Source organism: Salmonella sp. SAL-020 (assembly GCF_017372215.1).
Classification (GTDB): Bacteria; Pseudomonadota; Gammaproteobacteria; order Enterobacterales; family Enterobacteriaceae; genus Salmonella; species Salmonella enterica.
On the sequence record NZ_CP071690.1, the window covers coordinates 1,608,677 to 1,629,730 of the forward strand.

Annotated in this window: 17 protein-coding genes; 12 read left to right on the forward strand and 5 right to left on the reverse strand. The window is 53.1% G+C overall.

Features of this window, described 5'->3' with window-relative positions:
- Positions 1-266 precede the first annotated feature (266 nt).
- The 3 genes from fruB to fruA are packed head-to-tail and all read left to right on the forward strand — an operon-like array spanning position 267 to position 4,040.
- The gene (gene fruB, locus J1G48_RS07585) at positions 267-1,397 is read left to right on the forward strand and encodes a fused PTS fructose transporter subunit IIA/HPr protein (RefSeq protein WP_000487282.1); all 1,131 of its coding nucleotides are present in this window, start codon (positions 267-269) and stop codon (positions 1,395-1,397) included.
- On the forward strand, positions 1,397-2,335 hold the full coding sequence (fruK, locus tag J1G48_RS07590; protein WP_000091249.1) for a 1-phosphofructokinase: 939 nt from the start codon (positions 1,397-1,399) through the stop codon (positions 2,333-2,335). The genes fruB and fruK overlap by 1 nt, the downstream gene beginning before the upstream one ends.
- Positions 2,336-2,351: 16 nt before the next feature.
- Positions 2,352-4,040: a PTS fructose transporter subunit IIBC gene (gene fruA / locus J1G48_RS07595; RefSeq protein WP_000854398.1), complete on the forward strand. Its 1,689-nt coding sequence runs from the start codon at positions 2,352-2,354 to the stop codon at positions 4,038-4,040.
- Between the two features lie 64 nt (positions 4,041-4,104).
- Here fruA and nfo read toward each other — a convergent pair whose 3' ends face one another.
- Together nfo and J1G48_RS07605 are read right to left on the reverse strand one after the other, a co-directional pair.
- Positions 4,105-4,962, reverse strand: coding sequence for a deoxyribonuclease IV (nfo, locus tag J1G48_RS07600; RefSeq protein ID WP_000873915.1), 858 nt, complete (start codon positions 4,960-4,962; stop codon positions 4,105-4,107).
- A gap of 78 nt (positions 4,963-5,040) precedes the next feature.
- Positions 5,041-6,090 carry a YeiH family protein gene (locus J1G48_RS07605; RefSeq protein ID WP_000137966.1) on the reverse strand — a complete coding sequence of 350 codons (1,050 nt, stop codon included), beginning with the start codon at positions 6,088-6,090 and terminating at the stop codon, positions 5,041-5,043.
- 120 nt (positions 6,091-6,210) lie between these two features.
- On the opposite strand from J1G48_RS07605, the gene yieE reads away from it, so the two are divergent.
- The 3 genes from yieE (at position 6,211) to cirA (ending at position 11,070) form a co-directional block, all read left to right on the forward strand.
- Positions 6,211-7,074: a DNA-binding transcriptional regulator YeiE gene (gene yieE / locus J1G48_RS07610; RefSeq protein WP_000548316.1), complete on the forward strand. Its 864-nt coding sequence runs from the start codon at positions 6,211-6,213 to the stop codon at positions 7,072-7,074.
- 189 nt (positions 7,075-7,263) lie between these two features.
- Positions 7,264-8,733, forward strand: a complete 1,470-nt coding sequence (gene lysP, locus J1G48_RS07615; protein ID WP_000535000.1) for a lysine-specific permease — start codon at positions 7,264-7,266, stop codon at positions 8,731-8,733.
- Positions 8,734-9,078: 345 nt separating this feature from the next.
- Positions 9,079-11,070 (forward strand): catecholate siderophore receptor CirA, encoded by a 1,992-nt coding sequence (gene cirA / locus J1G48_RS07620; RefSeq protein ID WP_000488245.1) that lies wholly within the window; start codon positions 9,079-9,081, stop codon positions 11,068-11,070.
- A 43-nt stretch (positions 11,071-11,113) separates the two neighbouring features.
- On the opposite strand, the gene J1G48_RS07625 is transcribed toward cirA, so the two are convergent.
- Both J1G48_RS07625 and serB read right to left on the reverse strand, forming a co-directional pair.
- Positions 11,114-12,436 carry an MFS transporter gene (locus J1G48_RS07625; protein WP_058662155.1) on the reverse strand — a complete coding sequence of 441 codons (1,323 nt, stop codon included), beginning with the start codon at positions 12,434-12,436 and terminating at the stop codon, positions 11,114-11,116.
- Between the two features lie 32 nt (positions 12,437-12,468).
- Positions 12,469-13,356 carry a phosphoserine phosphatase SerB gene (gene serB, locus J1G48_RS07630; protein WP_000022911.1) on the reverse strand — a complete coding sequence of 296 codons (888 nt, stop codon included), beginning with the start codon at positions 13,354-13,356 and terminating at the stop codon, positions 12,469-12,471.
- Between the two features lie 216 nt (positions 13,357-13,572).
- Here serB and J1G48_RS07635 point away from each other — a divergent pair, with 216 nt between their 5' ends.
- A complete protein-coding gene (locus J1G48_RS07635) occupies positions 13,573-14,940 on the forward strand; it encodes an L-serine ammonia-lyase (RefSeq protein WP_000443206.1) in 1,368 nt (455 codons plus the stop codon).
- A 4-nt stretch (positions 14,941-14,944) separates the two neighbouring features.
- Positions 14,945-15,334 (forward strand): helix-turn-helix transcriptional regulator, encoded by a 390-nt coding sequence (locus J1G48_RS07640; RefSeq protein WP_000876817.1) that lies wholly within the window; start codon positions 14,945-14,947, stop codon positions 15,332-15,334.
- Here J1G48_RS07640 and fghA read toward each other — a convergent pair.
- Positions 15,323-16,180 carry an S-formylglutathione hydrolase gene (gene fghA / locus J1G48_RS07645; RefSeq protein ID WP_000425484.1) on the reverse strand — a complete coding sequence of 286 codons (858 nt, stop codon included), beginning with the start codon at positions 16,178-16,180 and terminating at the stop codon, positions 15,323-15,325. The two genes, J1G48_RS07640 and fghA, sit on opposite strands and share 12 nt — an antisense overlap.
- Before the next feature lie 329 nt (positions 16,181-16,509).
- Here fghA and folE point away from each other — a divergent pair, with 329 nt between their 5' ends.
- The 4 genes from folE (at position 16,510) to mglB (ending at position 21,004) form a co-directional block, all read left to right on the forward strand.
- On the forward strand, positions 16,510-17,178 hold the full coding sequence (gene folE, locus J1G48_RS07650; protein ID WP_001139611.1) for a GTP cyclohydrolase I FolE: 669 nt from the start codon (positions 16,510-16,512) through the stop codon (positions 17,176-17,178).
- Positions 17,179-17,192: 14 nt separating this feature from the next.
- A complete protein-coding gene (yeiB, locus tag J1G48_RS07655) occupies positions 17,193-18,335 on the forward strand; it encodes a DUF418 domain-containing protein YeiB (protein ID WP_001674878.1) in 1,143 nt (380 codons plus the stop codon).
- Between the two features lie 149 nt (positions 18,336-18,484).
- Positions 18,485-19,507, forward strand: a complete 1,023-nt coding sequence (gene galS / locus J1G48_RS07660; RefSeq protein WP_000628631.1) for an HTH-type transcriptional regulator GalS — start codon at positions 18,485-18,487, stop codon at positions 19,505-19,507.
- A gap of 498 nt (positions 19,508-20,005) precedes the next feature.
- Complete coding sequence (mglB, locus tag J1G48_RS07665) at positions 20,006-21,004, forward strand: galactose/glucose ABC transporter substrate-binding protein MglB (RefSeq protein WP_001036949.1); 999 nt, start codon at positions 20,006-20,008, stop codon at positions 21,002-21,004.
- Positions 21,005-21,054 lie beyond the last annotated feature (50 nt).

Consider the following 21,054-nt stretch of genomic DNA (forward strand, 5'->3'; position numbering starts at 1 on the left):
CCAGTTTGTTACCAGGGCGTGCTGACGCAAGCTGAAAGAAAAAAGCTGAAGCCTTTTATGCGTCAGCTATTGAGGGTCTGTTGGAGAAAAAATGTGCTTCACCTCAAAAAATTGCTACAAAACCGGTAACTTTTCTTGCGTGCTGAAGCAGAAAGATCCAGACTTCTTGAAACGTTTCAGCGCGATCTGGTTTTTTTGATAACTCAGATTGGCGCTTTTTTTCTCATAGTGGCTGAATCGTTTCAATTCAGCGGGAGAGGAGACACATGTTCCAGTTATCGGTTCAGGACATTCATCCGGGCGAGCAGGCCGGAAATAAAGAAGAGGCCATTCGGCAAATCGCCGCCGCGTTAGCGCAGGCGGGGAATGTGGCGGGCGGCTATGTTGACGGTATGCTGGCGCGCGAACAGCAAACCTCGACCTTTCTTGGCAATGGTATTGCGATTCCCCATGGCACAACAGACACGCGCGATCAGGTGCTGAAAACCGGCGTTCAGGTCTTTCAATTTCCGCAGGGCGTTACCTGGGGAGAAGGCCAGGTCGCCTACGTGGCGATTGGTATTGCCGCCAGTTCGGACGAACACCTCGGCCTGCTGCGTCAGCTGACGCATGTGCTGAGCGATGACTCCGTGGCTGAACAGCTGAAATCCGCGATAACGGCGGAAGAGCTGCGCGCATTGCTGATGGGCGAGAAGCAAAGTGAACAATTAAAACTTGATAACGAGACGATGACGCTGGATGTCATCGCCAGCTCGCTGGTCACATTGCAGGCGCTAAATGCGGCGCGTCTGAAAGAGGCGGGAGCGGTTGATGCGGCGTTTGTCGCAAAAACGATTAACGATAGTCCGATGAATCTGGGACAAGGCATCTGGCTGAACGACAGCGCGGAAGGCAATTTGCGCAGCGCTGTTGCGGTAAGCCGTGCGACCCAGGCGTTTGACGTAGAGGGTGAAAAAGCAGCCTTATTAGTCACTGTCGCGATGAACGACGAGCAGCCGATTGCCGTGTTAAAACGCCTCGGCGACCTGTTGCTGAACAATAAAGCCGATCGTCTGCTGAGCGCCGACGCCGCGACGCTGCTGGCGTTGCTGACCAGTGATGATGCGCTGACGGATGACGTACTGAGCGCGGAATTTGTAGTGCGTAATGAGCATGGTCTCCATGCCCGTCCGGGCACCATGCTGGTGAATACGATTAAACAATTTAACAGTGAAATTACCGTGACAAACCTTGATGGAACCGGCAAACCGGCAAACGGACGTAGTCTGATGAAAGTGGTGGCGTTAGGCGTGAAGAAAGGCCATCGTCTGCGCTTTACCGCGCAGGGTGAAGATGCTGAACAGGCGCTGAAAGCGATTGGCGATGCGATCGCCGCCGGTCTCGGGGAGGGCGCATAATGAGCAGGCGTGTCGCCACCATTACCCTTAATCCGGCTTACGATCTGGTTGGGTTTTGCCCTGAAATCGAACGCGGCGAAGTGAACCTGGTGAAAACCACGGGTCTGCACGCGGCGGGCAAAGGCATTAACGTTGCCAAGGTGCTAAAAGACTTAGGCATCGACGTCACCGTCGGCGGTTTTCTCGGTAAAGATAACCAGGACGGTTTTCAGCAATTGTTCAGCGAACTGGGCATCGCTAACCGCTTTCAGGTGGTTCAGGGCCGGACCCGCATCAACGTGAAGCTGACGGAAAAAGATGGCGAAGTGACCGACTTCAACTTTTCCGGCTTTGACGTGACCCCCGCAGACTGGGAACGCTTTGTTAACGACTCCCTGAGCTGGCTGGGCCAGTTCGATATGGTCTGCGTCAGCGGTAGCTTACCGGCTGGCGTGAGTCCGGAAGCGTTCACCGACTGGATGACGCGTCTGCGCAGCCAGTGTCCATGCATTATCTTTGATAGTAGCCGTGAAGCGTTAGTCGCCGGTCTTAAAGCTGCGCCGTGGCTGGTGAAACCGAATCGCCGCGAACTGGAAATTTGGGCGGGTCGTAAGCTCCCGGAAATGAAAGATGTAATTGATGCGGCGCACGCGTTACGCGAACAGGGTATCGCTCATGTGGTGATTTCGCTGGGGGCGGAAGGCGCGCTGTGGGTTAACGCCTCAGGAGAATGGATCGCTAAACCACCGGCAGTTGACGTGGTAAGTACCGTCGGCGCAGGCGATTCCATGGTTGGCGGATTGATTTACGGCCTGCTGATGCGCGAGTCCAGCGAACATACGCTGCGTCTGGCGACGGCGGTTGCCGCGCTGGCGGTCAGCCAGAGCAATGTGGGTATTACCGATCGTCCTCAGTTGGCCGCAATGATGGCGCGTGTCGACTTACAACCGTTTAACTGACAGCAGGAGAGGCATAATGAAAACGCTGCTGATAATTGACGCTAATCTCGGCCAGGCTCGCGCTTACATGGCGAAAACCCTGCTTGGAGCGGCGGCGCATAAAGCAAATCTGGAAATTATCGACAATCCGAATGATGCTGAGCTGGCGATCGTGCTGGGCGAATCTCTGCCGAACGACAATGCTCTGAACGGCAAAAAGGTTTGGCTGGGGGATATTGGTCGCGCCGTCGCGCATCCGGAACTGTTTCTGAGTGAAGCCAAAAGCCATGCGACCCTTTACAGCGCCCCTGCTGCGGCTGCTCCTGCGGCGAGCGGCGGTCCGAAACGCGTGGTCGCGGTAACGGCCTGCCCGACCGGCGTCGCCCATACTTTTATGGCGGCTGAAGCCATTGAAACAGAAGCGAAAAAACGCGGCTGGTGGGTAAAAGTCGAAACGCGCGGCTCCGTGGGGGCCGGCAATGCCATCACCCCGGAAGAGGTGGCGGAAGCGGATTTAGTGATTGTGGCGGCGGATATCGAAGTGGATCTGGCGAAGTTTGCCGGTCTCCCGATGTACCGCACGTCGACCGGCCTGGCGCTGAAAAAGACGGCGCAGGAGCTGGATAAAGCCGTAGCGGAAGCGACGCCGTATCAACCGGCGGGTAAGGCATCGCAAGCGGCGACCGAAGGGAAGAAAGAGAGCGCTGGCGCATACCGGCATCTGTTGACGGGCGTTTCTTACATGCTGCCTATGGTGGTTGCCGGGGGACTGTGTATTGCGCTTTCCTTCGCCTTTGGTATTGAAGCCTTTAAGGTGCCGGGCACGCTGGCGGCGGCGCTGATGCAGATTGGCGGCGGTTCGGCGTTTGCGCTGATGGTGCCGGTACTGGCGGGTTATATCGCTTTCTCCATCGCGGATCGCCCAGGCCTTACGCCAGGTCTGATTGGCGGTATGCTGGCGGTTAGCACCGGTTCTGGTTTTATCGGCGGGATCATTGCCGGCTTCCTTGCCGGGTATATGGCGAAGCTTATCAGTACCAAACTGAAACTTCCGCAAAGTATGGAAGCGCTGAAGCCAATCCTGATCATCCCGTTAATTTCCAGTCTGGTGGTGGGGCTGGCGATGATTTACCTGATCGGTAAACCGGTTGCCGGGATTCTGGAAGGGCTCACCCACTGGCTGCAAACCATGGGGACCGCAAACGCGGTGCTGCTGGGCGCGATTCTCGGCGGGATGATGTGTACCGACATGGGTGGCCCGGTGAACAAAGCGGCGTATGCGTTTGGCGTTGGTCTGCTGAGTACGCAAACTTACGCGCCGATGGCGGCGATCATGGCCGCAGGTATGGTACCGCCGTTAGCGCTGGGTCTGGCAACGATGGTGGCGCGTCGTAAGTTCGACAAAGCGCAGCAGGAAGGCGGTAAAGCGGCGTTGGTACTGGGGCTGTGCTTTATCACTGAAGGCGCTATTCCGTTTGCGGCGCGCGACCCGATGCGTGTACTGCCGTGCTGTATCGTTGGCGGCGCGTTGACCGGGGCTATTTCTATGGCGGTAGGCGCAAAATTGATGGCGCCGCATGGCGGTCTGTTTGTTCTGCTTATCCCAGGCGCAATTACGCCGGTATTGGGATACCTGCTGGCAATTGTGGCCGGTACGCTGGTGGCAGGACTGGCTTATGCCGTCCTGAAACGTCCGGAGACGGAAGTCGCGGCAAAAGCGGCATAAGAGAAACACGCTAAAAAAGGCAGAGCGCGCTCTGCCTTTTTTATTGCCTGAAGAACATTGAGCGTCAGGCCATCGCTTCGGCAATTTGCTGGGCTTTTAACCACGCAATCTCTTCCGCCCAGATATCAGGATTGATGGTCTCCAGTATCAGCGGAATACCGTCAAAACGCCCATCCTGCATAATCCAACGAAACGCATCGTGGCCGATATTGCCTTCACCCAGACTGTGATGGCGGTCAACGCGGCTACCGAAGGCGCTTTTGGCGTCGTTCAGGTGCATTCCGCGCAAATACTGAAATCCGACAATTTTCCCGAATTCGGAGAATGTTTTTTCGCACGCCTCTGGCGTACGCAGATCGTATCCGGCGGCAAAGGCATGGCAGGTATCGATACAGACGCCAACGCGCGACTTATCTTCCACGCCGTCGATGATGGCGGCTAACTGTTCAAACTCAAACCCCAGATTACTGCCCTGACCGGCTGTATTTTCGATAACCGCCGTAACGCCCTCGGTCTGCGCGAGGGCAATATTGATGGATTCCGCGATCCGCGCCAGGCAATCCTCCTGTGCAATCTGCATCAGATGGCTACCGGGATGAAAATTAAGCAAGGTTAAGCCGAGTTGTTCACAGCGCTGCATTTCATCGAGAAAGGCATCGCGTGATTTTTCCAGCGCTTCACTGACCGGATGGCCCAGATTAATCAGGTAACTATCGTGGGGAAGAATTTGCGCCGCCGAGAAATGATACTTTTCACAGGCGATTTTAAAGTCATCAATGACCTGGGGAGTAAGGGGGGCGGCACGCCACTGACGCTGGTTTTTTGTGAAAAGCGCAAAGGCCGTTGCGCCAATTTCAGCCGCGCGGGCAGGGGCGTTAGCCAGACCGCCAGCAGCGCTGACGTGCGCTCCGATGTATTTCATAAAAGACTCCTGTTAAACCCGCTAACGGTTCATTACGAACGCTATGATAACGGGTTAACAGGCGTGAAACGTAATAATTTATGCGATAAGGCTATGGATTAGGACGTTAATGGCGCCACCGCCAATAATCAGCCAGGCGAATAGTGCCAGCGCCATCAGCAGCGGTTTCGCCCCCGCTTTTTTCAATGCGCTAACGTGAGTGGTCAGACCCAACGCCGCCATCGCCATCGCCAGCAGCACTGTGTCCAGCGTCACCAGCATATCCACCACGGCTTTCGGCAGCAGGTGGAAAGAGTTGAAGATCGCCACTACGATGAAGAAAATAGCAAACCACGGAATGGTAATTTTGCTTTTTTCCGCGCCGGTCGCCGGTGAAAGCTGTTTAACGCGTGCCGCCAGAATGATCAGGAACGGCGCCAGCATCATGACACGCAGCATCTTAGCGATAACTGCCGCATTTTCCGCATCCGGGCTAACGGCATGACCCGCTGCGACCACTTGCGCGACTTCATGCATGGTTGAGCCGATATAGATGCCGTAAGTTTCCGGGCTGAACCAGTGCGCCAGCAGCGGATACATTGCCGGGTAAAGGAAAATAGCGATGGTGCCGAAAATAACGACAGTCGCGACGGCTACAGTAACCTTACTGGCTTCCGCTTTTACCACCGGTTCTGTCGCCAGTACCGCCGCCGCGCCGCAGATACTGCTACCGGCGCCAATCAGCCAGCTGGTATGCCTGTCCAGACCAAAGACTTTTTGGCCTAAGAAGCAGGCCAGCATGAACGTGCTGGAAAGCGTTAATACGTCAATCACAATACCGCTAATACCCACGTCGGCGATTTGTGAAAAGGTAAGGCGGAAGCCGTAAAGGATAATCCCTAAACGCAGCAGATGTTGTTTTGCAAACAGCACGCCGCCGTCGCATTGTTTCCATATTTGTGGATAGACGGTATTCCCGATAACCATACCCAGCAGGATAGCCAGGGTCAGGGCGCTGAACCCCGCGCCTGCAACGGCAGGGATAGCGCCGCCCCACAGGGCGACTCCTGTAATGACGGCGCTCAGAGCGAGCCCCGGTATAAAATGCCACATTGTACGACGATGATTCTGCAAGGTGAGTTCTGTCATAACCTTCTCCTGTATATGGACAATAAGGTTACGGTGATCTGGTTTAAAAATAAAATTGATTATATATTTATAATTAATCTTTATAAGTGGTAAGTGAAACGCTATCGGTGGGATACGACTATGCATATTACGCTACGACAACTTGAAGTGTTTGCTGAAGTACTGAAAAGCGGTTCAACAACCCAGGCGTCGGTCATGCTGTCATTATCGCAGTCCGCCGTTAGCGCCGCGCTCACCGATCTGGAAGGTCAGCTCGGCGTACAGTTGTTTGATCGGGTGGGGAAACGGCTGGTGGTCAACGAACATGGGCGCTTGTTATACCCGCGCGCGCTGGCATTGCTGGAGCAAGCGGTAGAAATTGAGCAGCTATTTCGTGAAGATAACGGCGCGATACGGGTTTATGCCAGTAGCACCATCGGCAATTACATTTTACCCGCCATGATTGCCCGCTATCGCCAGCATTATCCGGCCTTGCCGCTGGAACTCAGCGTGGGAAACAGCCAGGACGTGATTAACGCGGTGTTGGATTTTCGGGTTGATATCGGCCTGATTGAAGGGCCGTGTCACAGTACAGAGATTATCTCTGAGCCGTGGCTGGAAGATGAGCTGGTGGTCTTTGCCGCGCCGTCCTCGCCGCTGACGCAGGGGCCGGTGACGCTGGAACAGCTTGCGGCATCCCCATGGATTTTACGCGAGCGCGGTTCCGGTACGCGGGAAATTGTCGATTATTTGCTGTTGTCGCATTTGCCGCGCTTTCATATGGCGATGGAGTTGGGGAATTCAGAAGCGATCAAACATGCGGTGCGTCATGGACTGGGGATAAGCTGTTTATCGCGCCGGGTGATTGCTGAACAACTCCAGGCGGGAACCCTGGGCGAAGTCGCGGTGCCGTTACCGCGCCTGGTGCGCACGTTGTGGCGTGTTCATCATCGGCAGAAACATCTTTCTAACGCGTTGCAGCGTTTTTTGAGTTACTGTGAATAAAGGTGAAGAGGAGGGCTGCCCGGGCGGCATCGCCATTTTTAGTATCCGCTTACGTATACGTTATTCTCTGCTTTACTTATAATCCGTGGCCGGTCATGAAGGTCTCTTATAACCGCGCATTTGTGTCGGAAGGATAGTATTTCGTCTGTTACAATCGCGCCTCATTTTTTGGATGGATAGCATTTTCACATGGGTTCCAAAACTAAAACCACAGAAGCGCCCGCGCTACGTCGCGAATTAAAGGCGCGTCACCTGACGATGATTGCCATTGGCGGCTCCATCGGGACAGGTCTTTTCGTTGCATCTGGTGCGACAATTTCTCAGGCGGGGCCAGGCGGCGCGCTGTTTTCTTATATTCTGATTGGTTTGATGGTCTACTTCCTGATGACCAGTCTTGGCGAGCTGGCGGCCTATATGCCAGTATCTGGCTCGTTTGCGACATATGGTCAGAACTATGTGGAAGAAGGCTTTGGTTTCGCGCTGGGCTGGAACTACTGGTACAACTGGGCGGTGACTATCGCTGTTGACCTGGTTGCCGCGCAATTGGTGATGGGCTGGTGGTTCCCGGACACGCCGGGCTGGATCTGGAGCGCGCTATTCCTCTGCGTCATTTTCTTGCTGAACTACATTTCTGTACGCGGTTTTGGCGAGGCGGAGTACTGGTTCTCGTTAATTAAAGTCGCGACCGTTATTATCTTCATCATCGTTGGCGTAGCGATGATTATCGGTATCTTTAAAGGTGTCGAGCCGGTCGGCTGGAGCAACTGGACGACGGGCGATGCGCCTTTCGCTGGCGGTTTTGCGGCAATGATTGGCGTCGCGATGATCGTGGGCTTCTCTTTCCAGGGAACTGAGCTGATTGGTATTGCCGCCGGGGAATCTGAAAACCCGGAGAAGAATATTCCACGCGCGGTGCGTCAGGTGTTCTGGCGTATTCTGCTGTTTTATGTTTTCGCGATTTTGATTATCAGCCTGATCATTCCTTATACCGATCCAAACCTGCTGCGTAACGACGTCAAAGACATTAGCGTCAGTCCGTTTACCTTAGTGTTCCAGCATGCGGGCTTGTTGTCTGCGGCGGCGATAATGAATGCGGTTATCCTGACGGCGGTACTGTCTGCGGGTAACTCCGGGATGTATGCCTCGACCCGTATGCTCTACACCCTGGCCTGTGACGGTAAGGCCCCGCGTATTTTTGCGAAATTGTCCCGCGGCGGCGTACCGCGCAATGCGCTTTATGCCACCACCGTGATTGCCGGTCTTTGCTTTTTGACCTCAATGTTTGGCAACCAGACGGTCTATCTGTGGCTGTTGAACACCTCCGGTATGACGGGCTTCATCGCCTGGCTGGGGATTGCCATTAGCCATTATCGCTTCCGTCGCGGTTACGTGTTACAAGGGTATGATGTGAATGATTTGCCGTACCGTTCCGGGTTCTTCCCGCTGGGGCCGATTTTCGCCTTTGTACTGTGCCTGATTATTACGTTGGGGCAGAACTATGAAGCGTTCCTGAAAGATACCATCGACTGGGGCGGCGTCGCGGCGACCTATATCGGTATTCCGCTGTTCCTGCTTATCTGGTTCGGCTACAAGCTGATAAAAGGTACGCATTTCGTGCGCTATAGCGAAATGCACTTCCCGGAACGCGTTAAAAAGTAACGCGGTATTTTCGTCGTAGGCCGGATAGGCTTTTATGCCGCTATCCGGCACTGACTGCCTGAATCTGACTCTTCTAACCCTCTCATTCGAGAGGGTTTTTTGTTTTTTCTTCATGATTGGTTCAAATGACATAATTATTAACAATTAAATTGATAATTATTATCGTTTGCTTTATCGTTACGATCGAAATCAGAAAGGATGAAGATTCGGGCGCGACCGTCACTCATGAGCCCGACTCGCCTGAATAAAAAGAGTTCGCCGTGATAACCGTTATCGCAGGCGAAACGTAATGCGTTGTGAGCGATAACCGATTTTTTTGTCGTATTTACCTCATGGAGAAATGGAATGTTTAGGTTTAACCCTTTCGTTCGGGTAGGGCTTTGTATGTCCGCAGTTACGTTGGCCTGGCCGGTTGCCGCGGCAACGGATGATGGTGAAACCATGGTCGTTACCGCGTCCGCCATCGAACAAAATCTGAAAGATGCGCCAGCAAGTATCAGCGTCATTACCCAGCAAGATTTACAGCGCAGGCCCGTGCAAAACCTGAAAGATGTCCTGAAAGAGGTGCCGGGCGTACAGCTCACTAACGAAGGGGATAACCGTAAAGGCGTGAGTATTCGTGGTCTGGACAGCAGTTATACGCTGATCCTGATCGACGGTAAGCGCGTTAACTCCCGTAACGCGGTCTTCCGCCATAATGATTTTGATCTGAACTGGATACCGGTTGACGCTATCGAACGCATTGAAGTGGTGCGTGGCCCCATGTCCTCGCTGTATGGTTCCGATGCGCTGGGCGGCGTGGTCAACATTATCACCAAAAAAATTGGTCAGAAATGGCACGGCAGCGTCACGGTTGACTCCACTATTCAGGAACATCGCGACCGTGGCGATACTTATAACGGTCAGTTCTTTACCAGCGGTCCGCTGATCGACGGCGTGCTGGGAATGAAAGCCTACGGTAGCCTGGCGAAACGCGAAAAAGACGAGCAGCAGAGTTCCGCCACCACCGCTACGGGTGAAACGCCGCGCATTGAAGGATTTACCAGCCGGGATGGAAACGTCGAGTTTGCCTGGACACCAAACGAAAATCATGACGTTACCGCAGGCTACGGTTTTGATCGCCAGGACCGGGACTCCGACTCGCTGGATAAAAACCGTCTGGAACGGCAAAACTATGCGTTGAGCCATAACGGACGTTGGGATCTCGGCAATAGTGAGCTCAAATTCTACGGCGAAAAAGTGGAAAACAAAAACCCCGGCAACAGTAGCCCTATCACGTCAGAAAGCAATTCGATTGACGGGAAATACGTTCTGCCGTTAGCGGCTGTCAACCAGTTCCTTACCTTCGGCGGCGAATGGCGTCACGATAAACTGAGCGATGCGGTCAACCTGACCGGCGGTTCCAGTACTAAAACCTCCGCCAGCCAGTATGCTCTGTTCCTTGAAGATGAGTGGCGCATCTTCGAACCGCTGGCGCTGACCACCGGTATTCGTATGGATGATCATGAAACCTATGGCGATCACTGGAGCCCGCGTGCTTATCTGGTCTATAACGCAACGGATACCCTGACGGTGAAAGGTGGGTGGGCCACGGCCTTTAAAGCGCCGTCGCTATTGCAATTAAGTCCGGACTGGGCGACCAACTCCTGCCGTGGCGGATGCCGCATTGTCGGTAGCCCGGATCTGAAACCTGAAACCAGTGAAAGCTGGGAGCTCGGCCTTTATTACCGGGGCGAAGAAGGCATACTGGAGGGCGTGGAAGCGAGCGTTACCACGTTCCGTAACGATGTGGACAATCGCATCAGCATTAGTCGTACCCCTGACGTTAACGCCGCGCCCGGCTATTCCAACTTTGTCGGTTTCGAAACCAACAGTCGGGGACAGCGCGTTCCGGTCTTCCGTTATTACAACGTGAATAAAGCGCGTATTCAGGGCGTGGAAACCGAGTTGAAAGTTCCGTTTAACGAGGCGTGGAAACTGTCGTTGAATTACACCTATAACGACGGACGCGACGTCAGTAATGGCGGGAACAAGCCGCTTTCCGATCTGCCGTTCCACACCGCGAACGGTACGCTGGACTGGAAACCGGCGCAGCTCGAAGACTGGTCATTCTACGTATCAGGGAAGTATACCGGGCGTAAGCGGGCCGACAGCGCAACAGCGAAAACGCCGGGCGGGTACGTGGTCTGGGATACCGGCGCGGCATGGCAGGCGACGAAAAACGTTAAACTGCGTGCGGGCGTTCTGAACGTGGGCGATAAAGATCTCAAACGCGACGACTACGGTTATACCGAAGACGGACGTCGTTACTTTATGGCGGTGGATTACCGTTTCTGACAGAGACTGGCGACAGCCGCGTTTTGCCGCTGTCGCCAGAATGTTATAACCGATGCAGCCTGGAGAGCAGCGCCAGCGACAGAGTCGTTAGCAGAATGGCGATCACCGCATAGATATAAACGCCCGACCACGCCCAGCTATTTTTCACCATAATTACCGGCACACCGGCCATTGCCGCGCCGACATAGCTGAACAATCCTCGAAAGCCGGTAATCGATCCCGCCGCATCCTTATGGGTCACATCCAGACAGCCGACGGCAAAAAGCATATGCGGTCCGTATAAGGCGAAGCCCATGATGGTGAACAGAATCGCGGTGAGGGTGTAAGAGGTATCCTGAACCAGCGGCACCAGCACGATGCATATGCACAGCGCTAACGCGAAGATTAATCCGGTCATCCAGCGGTTACTTTTGAACATAAAGCCAGACAAGTAGCCTGCCAGCAACCCACCTGCCAGTCCGCCCGCCTCAAACCAGGAAATAATCGAGTTCGCTTTTATCAGGCTCCAGCCGTGAACCTGCGAATAGTAAATCTGCGGCCAGTCGTTAAGGATGGTGCGCGCAATATAAACTGACATATCGCCGATAATAATGATCCATACCAGTGGATTGGTCAGGATATATTTTACAAAAATCTGCCAGAAGCTCAGGTTGACCGGGCTGGCCTTGACCTGGGCCAGTTCTGTCGGGTCGTTACGCCACTGCCCCACGTTGGGCAAACCTAACGTACCGGGACGATCTTTAATGGTAAATAGCGCCACTATCCCCATCAGCAGCGAAATGGCGCCGGGAACATAAAACCCCATTTTCCAGCTACCGCTAAAGGCGATAGCAAAGCTGGTCAGCAGCGGCGCGAGGCTGCCGCCGATATTGTGCGCCGCTTCAACGATAGCCCACCAGCGTCCCCGTTCGTTTTTCGAAAACCACGAGGCCATAATTTTCGCCATCGGCGGAAAGCTGGTGCCCTGTAAGATCGCGTTGAGGCTGTACAGTACGTAGAATGCCGCCACACTATCGGAAAAGCCGAACAGAATATTTACAATCCCCACGCCAATCAGCACCGGGCCGGTCATGGCTTTCGGGTTAATTTTATCGACCAGCATCCCGCCGACAAACTTCATCGCGCCATAAAGAATGTAAAAAATAGAAGACATAATGGCGAAGTCTTCTGCGGTCAGCGACGTTTCCGTCAGCATGGCCGGCATCGCGGCGGAGAAGTTTTTACGGGTAAGATAAAAGACGGCATAAGAGATAAAGACCGAGGCGATAATCTCAAAACGAAATTTTTTATAGGTCTGGTCTATCTCTTTTTTCTCTTTTACAATCGGCTTATCGGGCTGGCTGAAAATAAATGTTTTTATACTCATTTTAAAATTCCCTTCCGGCGAGGTGAGTCGCGTTATAATTCATCTTCAATAAGAAAAAGAAGCAATTCGAAACCGTGATAATTAATCTGATGGTGGATTTTTTCCCGTACAACCGGCTTCGCTTTCCAGGCAATACCGGTGCCAGCATGTTCTAACATCGGCAGATCGTTGGCGCCATCACCGCAGGCAATAATATTCTCCGTGGCAATATTTAACCGGGCAGCCAGGTCAACCAGAGTCTGTTTTTTGTTTGCGGCATTCATAATCGGCAAGGTAATGTTATCCGTCAGAACGTTATCGCGTATTTCAACCGTATTCGAAAAGGCATAATCCAGTTGATACCGCGCTTTTAGACGCTGGGTGAATATATCCAGTCCCCCGGAGATAATCGCGGTTTTAAATCCTTTGGCCTTGATGACTGGCAGAATAGTTAACAGGCCTGGCGAAAGGGTCATGCGATCGCATACGGCGTTCAGCACTGCTTTCGGTGTGCCTTTCAACATTCCGATACGTCGGGTAAAACTGGCGTTAAAATCAAGCTTGCCCTCCATCGCCTGTTGGGTAATGGCGGTGATTTGCGTCGACATGCCAAGCTCGCGGGCAATTTCATCCACGCCTTCTTCCGCAATAAATGTCGAGTCCATATCAAACGCGATAATACCGTTAGCAGGCAGTGGCTGCGGCTTAATAAAAAAATCAAACTGCCATTGCAATGAGAGTTCGCGTAAATAGCGATAAAATTCAGGCGTCAGACATTCCGCTGGCAGCGTAAGCTTTAAATAAGCGGTATTGATAAGCGCGGCATAACGTTTATCAAATAATAGCGGAAACGGCATGGTGACGGCATTAAATAACGTTTCCTGTAATTTTTTCTGAAACGTATCGATATCCTGTGTAGTAATAAAATAAATAATGCTCATATGATAACTCCCTTAATTTACGGGTATTATAATGGCTCTTTTGCGGCGTGGAATCTCGTGCTATCACAGATATCACAGCCAGAAAAGGGCTAAAAAAGCGTTGTTTTTGATACCAGGTAAAGTTCAGACACAAAAGGTATCACTTTTGATATGCCAACTGTGCGAGGATGTTATTTATTACTGAACGCGAATGACACTGAAAGGATTGATATAACGATGGAGAGTTGCCTTGATATATTCAAAATAGTAATAGGTCCATCCAGCTCACGTACCGTAGGGCCGATGCGCGCCGCCTGTCACTTTATTTCATTGCTCAGAGAACAAGAGACGTTGCCGCTAATTCGGGAAATTGAAATCGAGCTGTATGGCGCGTTATCGTTAAGCCGCAAGTGCCACAATGTGGATACCGCCCTTTATCTTGGGCTGCTGGGTTGCCAGCCGGAGAATGTCGATCTCCGTTCGCATATGGCGGTGATTAAGCGTGCGGAAAATGAAAACAAAATCGAACTCCCGCTCTCCGACGCGGGCGGAATCACGATAAAAGTCAAGATTATCGCCAATCACCAGGCGCATCCAGGCCATCCTTATGCCATGACGTTTCGCGCCAGAGATGATTATTTCACGGTGTATGAAGAGACCTGGTTTTCGACCGGCGCCGGACAGGTTCGCAAACATGGCGAGCCGCTGACGCCATCGCTTCCTTTGCGTACAGTGTCGCCCTTTGAATTTAGTCATGCCGCGCAGTTGCTGGCGCTGTGCCGACGTAATGGCCTGTCCGTGGCGGCGCTGATGATGAAAAATGAGCTGTGCCGCCACTCGCCACAGACGTTGCAGAATTATCTGGCGCAAATATGGGACGTGATGCAGCAGGCGGTTTATCGCGGCCTGCATACTGAGGGGGTATTACCCGGTCCCTATCAGGTACCGCGGCGCGCCTGTGCGTTACATAAGACGTTACAGGCTAACCGCTCCGCCAGCGATTTTTTAACCGCGCTGAACTGGGTCAATGCCTTCGCGATTGCGGTAAGCGAAGAAAATGCCAGCGGCGGACAGATTGTTACCGCGCCAACTAATGGCGCGTGCGGCATCATTCCGGCAGCGCTCTGCTGGTATGATAAATTTGTCACGCCGCTGGAGCCCGGTGCTCTGACCCGTTTCTTCCTGACCGCCGCCGCTATCGCGATATTGTTTAAACAAAACGCCTCTATTCTGGGATCTGAAGTTGGCTGTCAGGGGGAAATCGGCGTGGCGTGCTCAATGGCGGCGGCGGGCCTGGCTGAACTGATGGGCGCATCCGTGGAGCAAACGCTGAGCGCCGCTGAAATTGCCATGGAACATCATCTGGGATTGACCTGCGATCCGCTGGGCGGGCAGGTACAAATTCCCTGCATAGAGAGAAATGCCATCTCTGCCGTGAAAGCGATAAACGCGGCGACGATGGCGATGAGTCGCGTAAGCGAACCCTGTATTTCGCTCGATGAGATCATTGCTGCGATGTACGAGACCGGTAAAGACATGAGCGCTAAATACCGTGAAACGTATCATGGTTCGCTGGGGAAAATTCAGCCGCGCAAGAGAGGGTAACAGCGTGAAATACAATACGATGAATAACGACGAGATTATCCTGTCGTTGTGCGCCCGCTTAAAGGAGACGCGTCTGTCTCTTTCGATGACCCAGCAGCAGCTTGCCGATCGCGCGCACGTTGGCATCGCCACCATCAAGCGTATCGAGAAGGGGGGAGGGCTCAATCTTGATACGCTAATTTCTCTCCTGCGGGCGCTGGATAAGTTGCATAATCTTGATGCGGTGCTGTTTGAATCCGAGCTGCGTAATTTTCACGAAAGTTATGAAGGCGGAGAGGGCAGCGGCCGCCTTCAGGTACGCCAGCAGGCCGCGGATTTAAATAATAAATCTTCCGCGCCGCAGTCGGAGGAGGTGAACTACAGCGCGGCGCTGGAAAATTCATTATGTTGGTGACGTCTCACGCTCGTCCCGTAAATACCTGGCATGAAAGCGCAGATGGTCCTCGATGAAGGACGCAATAAAATAATAGCTATGATCGTAACCAGGCTGGATTCGTAGCGTCATCGGCCAGGCGGTTTGCCGCGCGGCTTCCGCCAGTACGGCGGGCTGAAGCTGATCGGCGAGGAATTGATCGCTGTCGCCCTGATCGATGAGCACAGGAATGGCGTCCTGCGGCTCGCTGGCCAGCATTAATTCGCAGCTATCCCACTCAGTCCAGGCTGATTCATCTTCGCCGAGATAAGCGGTAAGCGCTTTGATTCCCCACGGCACGCGGCTGGGGTTGACGATAGGCGCAAAAGCAGAGACGCTGGTGTATTTGCCCGGATTTTTCAGCGCCATGATTAATGCGCCGTGGCCGCCCATCGAGTGCCCGCTGATGGCGCAACGGTCGCTGACGTTAAACTGTGTCTGGATAAGCGCCGGAAGCTCATCGCGCAGGTAATCGTACATGCGATAATGGCTGGCCCAGGGCGGCTGTGTGGCATTGAGATAAAACCCGGCGCCGTGGCCTAAATCGTATCCGCTATCGTCGGCGACCTGTTCACCGCGTGGACTGGTATCCGGCATCACCAATACAATGCCCAGTTCTGCTGCGATACGCTGCGCGCCTGCTTTGGTGGTAAAGTTCTCATCATTGCAGGTCAACCCGGACAACCAGTACAGTACCGGAGGCGGTTCATTATCCTGAGTCGGCGGAAGAAAAATGCTGAATGTCATGGCGCAGTTTAGCGTGGCGGCATGATGACGCCAGCGCTGCTGCCAGCCGCCAAAACATCGGTGCTCTTCGAGCATTTCCATGCGGGGGCTCCTTTTATAGTGAACCTGATAAGGTATGCAGATTCTTCATAATACAGATTATTCACCGCGTTGTGAGTAACTTTCACTTCCGTAATACATAAACATGCTTCATCATTTAAATAACGTTGCGTTAACAAATATGCCCTTTGTCCTGCCATCATTTTCGCACCGGAACAGATGTCATGAAAGGCAGCGACAATTTCAACAATTATGGGCGTGAATACTGGATTATGTGCGCTACCTCACGCACAATAATCACACTGTCACAATATTGACAAACTTTGCCCCATGCAGGGCAGAGGCGCCACACCTGCAGGAGAACACGATTAATGCCATCACTCAGTAAAGAAGCGGCCCTGGTTCATGACGCGCTGGTTGCCCGGGGGCTGGAAACGCCGCTGCGCCCGCCTATGGATGAACTGGATAATGAAACGCGAAAAAGCCTTATCGCAGGGCATATGACTGAGATTATGCAGTTGCTGAATCTCGATTTGAGCGATGACAGTCTGATGGAAACGCCGCATCGTATCGCTAAGATGTACGTTGACGAGATTTTCGCCGGCCTCGACTATGCCAATTTCCCGAAAATTACCCTCATTGAAAATAAAATGAAGGTGGATGAAATGGTCACCGTCCGCGATATCACGCTGACCAGCACCTGTGAACATCACTTCGTGACCATTGATGGCAAAGCGACCGTCGCGTATATCCCCAAAGATTCCGTGATCGGCCTGTCGAAAATTAACCGCATCGTGCAATTCTTCGCCCAGCGTCCACAGGTTCAGGAACGTTTGACCCAACAAATTCTGACGGCGCTGCAAACCTTGCTCGGCACCAATAATGTAGCGGTATCGATTGATGCGGTGCATTACTGCGTGAAAGCGCGCGGTATTCGTGACGCAACCAGCGCCACGACGACGACGTCGCTGGGTGGATTGTTTAAGTCCAGCCAGAATACGCGCCAGGAGTTTCTGCGTGCCGTTCGCCATCATCCATGATTAAGGCGGAGACGATGGAGCGTAATGTCACGCTGGATTTTGTACGTGGCGTCGCTATCCTCGGTATCCTGCTTCTTAACATTAGCGCCTTTGGATTGCCGAAGGCGGCTTATCTCAATCCCGCCTGGTACGGCGCGATCGTTCCCGAAGACGCCTGGTCCTGGGCGATTCTCGGTATTGTGGCGCAGGCTAAGTTTCTTACGCTGTTCGCGTTGTTGTTTGGCGCGGGGCTACAAATGCTGCTTCCGCGTGGTAAACAGTGGATTCAGTCGCGCTTAACGCTATTGGTACTGTTAGGTTTTATCCATGCGTTATTCTTTTGGGACGGCGACATTCTGCTGGCCTACGGTCTGGTCGGGTTAATTTGCTGGCGACTGATACGCGATGCGCCTTCGGTAAAAAGCCTGTTCAATACCGGCATACTCCTTTATCTGGTAGGGATTGGCGTGCTACTGCTGCTGGGCGTGGTATCGAGTAGCGAAACCAGCCGCGCCTGGACGCCGGATGCGTCGGCAATATTGTATGAAAAATACTGGAAGCTGAACGGCGGCATGGAGGCTATCAGCAACCGGGCAGAGATGCTGTCGAATAGTTTACTGGCGCTCGGCGCGCAGTATGGCTGGCAACTGGCGGGTATGATGCTGCTGGGCGCCGCGCTAATGCGTAGCGGCTGGCTGAAAGGTCAGTACAGTCTGCGGCACTATCGCCGTACCGGGGCTCTGCTGGTGGCGTTAGGGCTACTGATCAACCTGCCTGCGGTCATTTTACAATGGCGGCTGGACTGGGCGTACCGCTGGTGCGCCTTTTTATTGCAGGCGCCGCGTGAACTGAGCGCGCCGTTGCAAACGCTGGGCTATGCCGCGCTGATGTTTGGCTTCTGGCCGCAGCTTAGCCGATGCAGACTGACGCTTGCCATTGCCTGCGTAGGGCGAATGGCGCTGACCAATTATCTGCTGCAGACGATCATCTGTACCACGCTGTTTTATCAGTTTGGCTTATTTATGAAATTCAATCGACTGGAACTCTTGTTCTTTGTCGTTCCGGTATGGGCAATAAACCTTCTCTTTTCCGTCATCTGGCTACGTTTCTGGCGACAGGGACCGGTCGAGTGGTTATGGCGTCAACTCACGTTGCGCGCGTCAGGATCGCTCAGATAACGATCTGGATCACATTCATTAACAAAATGGCTGTAACCGTTTCCATCCCTGTGATGTTTCTCACGCAGCCCTGGGCAGGGTGCTGACAAAATAGCCGCCTGCTAACGGGGCATTTGTGAGCATTTTTGAACTCAAACAGGGCAGTGAATATGATCACCATTCGTGATGTAGCGCGCCAGGCTGGCGTGTCTGTAGCGACCGTTTCCCGCGTACTGAATAACAGCGCGTTGGTCAGTCCCGACACCCGTGACGCCGTTATGCAGGCCGTCACCCTGCTGGGATATCGGCCAAATGCGAATGCGCAAGCGCTGGCCACCCAGGTGAGCGATACCATCGGCGTCGTGGTCATGGATGTTTCCGATGCCTTTTTCGGCGCTCTGGTGAAAGCCGTAGATCTGGTCGCGCAGCAGCACCAGAAATATGTTCTCATTGGCAACAGTTATCATGAGGCGGAAAAAGAGCGCCATGCGATTGAAGTCTTGATCCGTCAGCGTTGTAACGCATTGATTGTTCACTCAAAAGCCTTAACCGATCGCGAGCTGAGCGACTTTATGGATCAGATCCCCGGTATGGTGCTGATTAACCGTATCGTGCCGGGTTATGCGCATCGTTGTGTTTGTCTCGACAATGTGAGCGGCGCCAGAATGGCGACCCGAATGTTGCTGAATAATGGACATCAACGCATCGGCTACCTGGCCTCCAGCCACCGTATTGAAGATGACGCGATGCGCAGAGAAGGGTGGTTACACGCGCTGCAAGAGCAGGGGATTGCTGCGTCGGAGAGCTGGATAGGCACCGGCACGCCGGACATGCAGGGCGGCGAGTCGGCAATGGTTGAGTTGCTGGGACGCAATCTGCAACTGACGGCGGTATTTGCCTATAACGATAACATGGCGGCGGGTGCGCTGACGGCGTTAAAAGATAACGGCATCGCCATTCCCTTGCATCTGTCTGTCATCGGTTTCGACGATATCCCTATTGCTCGTTATACCGATCCTCAGTTGACTACCGTGCGCTATCCTATTGCTTCTATGGCGAAAATCGCGACCGAGCTGGCGTTACAGGGGGCTGCAGGCACGCTGGATATCACGGCGACGCACTGCTTCATGCCGACCCTGGTACGGCGCCATTCGGTGGCATGGCGACAGAATGCGGTACTGATCACTAACTGATTACGCACCGCATGTAACCGTTTTCAATCTGTGAGTAAATTCACAGTTTATTAACATTGTGATAGCTATGATGACAACGTTTGTCGCACTGTAACTAACGTGTAACAGTTAGTTGTCAGTTTTGCTGGGGTATTTCGCTTATAAAAACCGTTATCACAATATCCCGCGACTACCGGACAAAAATAAAGAGTTGAATAAGAGCTTATCCCATTAGGGCTATTTTACTTGCCATTTTGGACCTGGGCAGTGCTCGCCAAAACGCGTTAGCGTTTTGAACGCCGCTTGCGGCGGCCCGAAGGGCGAGCGTAGCGAGTCAAACCTCACGTACTACGTGTACGCTCCGGTTTTTGCGCGCTGTCCGTGTCCAAACTGGCTGCGCCAATAACGCCTGGTGGGATAGGCTCTAAATACGCTTCGGCGTTCAGTAACACGCGTTAACGTGCTGAACAGCCGGGCATTTTTTTACGCTATACCCTACATAATAAAACCGGAGCTACCATGAATAAGAAGGTACTGACCCTTTCTGCCGTGATGGCAAGTCTGTTATTCGGCGCGCACGCGCAGGCGGCTGATACTCGTATTGGCGTGACGATTTATAAATATGACGATAACTTTATGTCCGTGGTGCGTAAGGCTATTGAAAAAGATGGCAAATCCGCGCCGGATGTTCAGCTACTGATGAATGACTCGCAAAACGATCAATCTAAACAGAATGATCAAATTGACGTTTTATTGGCGAAAGGGGTTAAAGCTCTGGCGATTAACCTGGTCGACCCGGCAGCCGCCGGTACGGTGATTGAGAAAGCGCGCGGGCAAAATGTGCCGGTGGTGTTCTTTAACAAAGAGCCTTCCCGCAAAGCGCTGGACAGCTATGACAAGGCGTATTATGTCGGGACTGACTCTAAAGAATCCGGTGTGATTCAGGGCGACTTGATTGCCAAACACTGGCAGGCGAATCAGGGTTGGGATCTGAATAAAGACGGTAAAATTCAGTATGTTCTGCTGAAAGGCGAGCCGGGGCACCCGGATGCTGAAGCTCGTACGACGTATGTGGTGAAAGAGTTAAATGCTAAAGGTATTCAGACCGAGCAACTGGCGTTAGACACCGCCATGTGGGATACCGCGCAGGCAAAAGATAAGATGGATGCCTGGCTATCTGGCCCGAACGCTAACAAGATTGAAGTGGTTATCGCGAATAACGATGCGATGGCGATGGGCGCGGTAGAGGCGCTGAAAGCGCATAATAAATCATCGATTCCGGTCTTTGGCGTCGATGCGTTACCGGAAGCTCTGGCGCTGGTGAAATCGGGCGCGATGGCCGGTACGGTACTGAATGACGCCAACAATCAGGCGAAAGCGACATTCGATCTGGCGAAAAACCTCGCCGAAGGCAAGGGCGCGGCTGACGGCACCAACTGGAAGATTGAGAACAAAATCGTGCGCGTGCCTTATGTCGGCGTGGACAAAGACAATCTGAGCGAATTTACCCAAAAATAACTTTTCCGTCTGTGGGCGCAATTTTGTTGCGCCCTGAAACCGTGGAAGGG

What these genes read in the sequence shown, in the direction of transcription:
- J1G48_RS07605 (WP_000137966.1), bottom strand. Translation starts at nt 6,090, where the DNA reads ATGACAGAACTCACCTTGCAGAATCATCGTCGTACAATGTGGCATTTT.
- cirA (WP_000488245.1), top strand. Translation starts at nt 9,079, where the DNA reads ATGTTTAGGTTTAACCCTTTCGTTCGGGTAGGGCTTTGTATGTCCGCA.
- J1G48_RS07635 (WP_000443206.1), top strand. Translation starts at nt 13,573, where the DNA reads ATGGAGAGTTGCCTTGATATATTCAAAATAGTAATAGGTCCATCCAGC.
- galS (WP_000628631.1), top strand. Translation starts at nt 18,485, where the DNA reads ATGATCACCATTCGTGATGTAGCGCGCCAGGCTGGCGTGTCTGTAGCG.
- fruK (WP_000091249.1), top strand. Translation starts at nt 1,397, where the DNA reads ATGAGCAGGCGTGTCGCCACCATTACCCTTAATCCGGCTTACGATCTG.
- serB (WP_000022911.1), bottom strand. Translation starts at nt 13,356, where the DNA reads ATGAGCATTATTTATTTTATTACTACACAGGATATCGATACGTTTCAG.
- fruA (WP_000854398.1), top strand. Translation starts at nt 2,352, where the DNA reads ATGAAAACGCTGCTGATAATTGACGCTAATCTCGGCCAGGCTCGCGCT.
- folE (WP_001139611.1), top strand. Translation starts at nt 16,510, where the DNA reads ATGCCATCACTCAGTAAAGAAGCGGCCCTGGTTCATGACGCGCTGGTT.
- nfo (WP_000873915.1), bottom strand. Translation starts at nt 4,962, where the DNA reads ATGAAATACATCGGAGCGCACGTCAGCGCTGCTGGCGGTCTGGCTAAC.
- J1G48_RS07625 (WP_058662155.1), bottom strand. Translation starts at nt 12,436, where the DNA reads ATGAGTATAAAAACATTTATTTTCAGCCAGCCCGATAAGCCGATTGTA.
- fruB (WP_000487282.1), top strand. Translation starts at nt 267, where the DNA reads ATGTTCCAGTTATCGGTTCAGGACATTCATCCGGGCGAGCAGGCCGGA.
- yeiB (WP_001674878.1), top strand. Translation starts at nt 17,193, where the DNA reads ATGGAGCGTAATGTCACGCTGGATTTTGTACGTGGCGTCGCTATCCTC.
- yieE (WP_000548316.1), top strand. Translation starts at nt 6,211, where the DNA reads ATGCATATTACGCTACGACAACTTGAAGTGTTTGCTGAAGTACTGAAA.
- mglB (WP_001036949.1), top strand. Translation starts at nt 20,006, where the DNA reads ATGAATAAGAAGGTACTGACCCTTTCTGCCGTGATGGCAAGTCTGTTA.
- lysP (WP_000535000.1), top strand. Translation starts at nt 7,264, where the DNA reads ATGGGTTCCAAAACTAAAACCACAGAAGCGCCCGCGCTACGTCGCGAA.
- fghA (WP_000425484.1), bottom strand. Translation starts at nt 16,180, where the DNA reads ATGGAAATGCTCGAAGAGCACCGATGTTTTGGCGGCTGGCAGCAGCGC.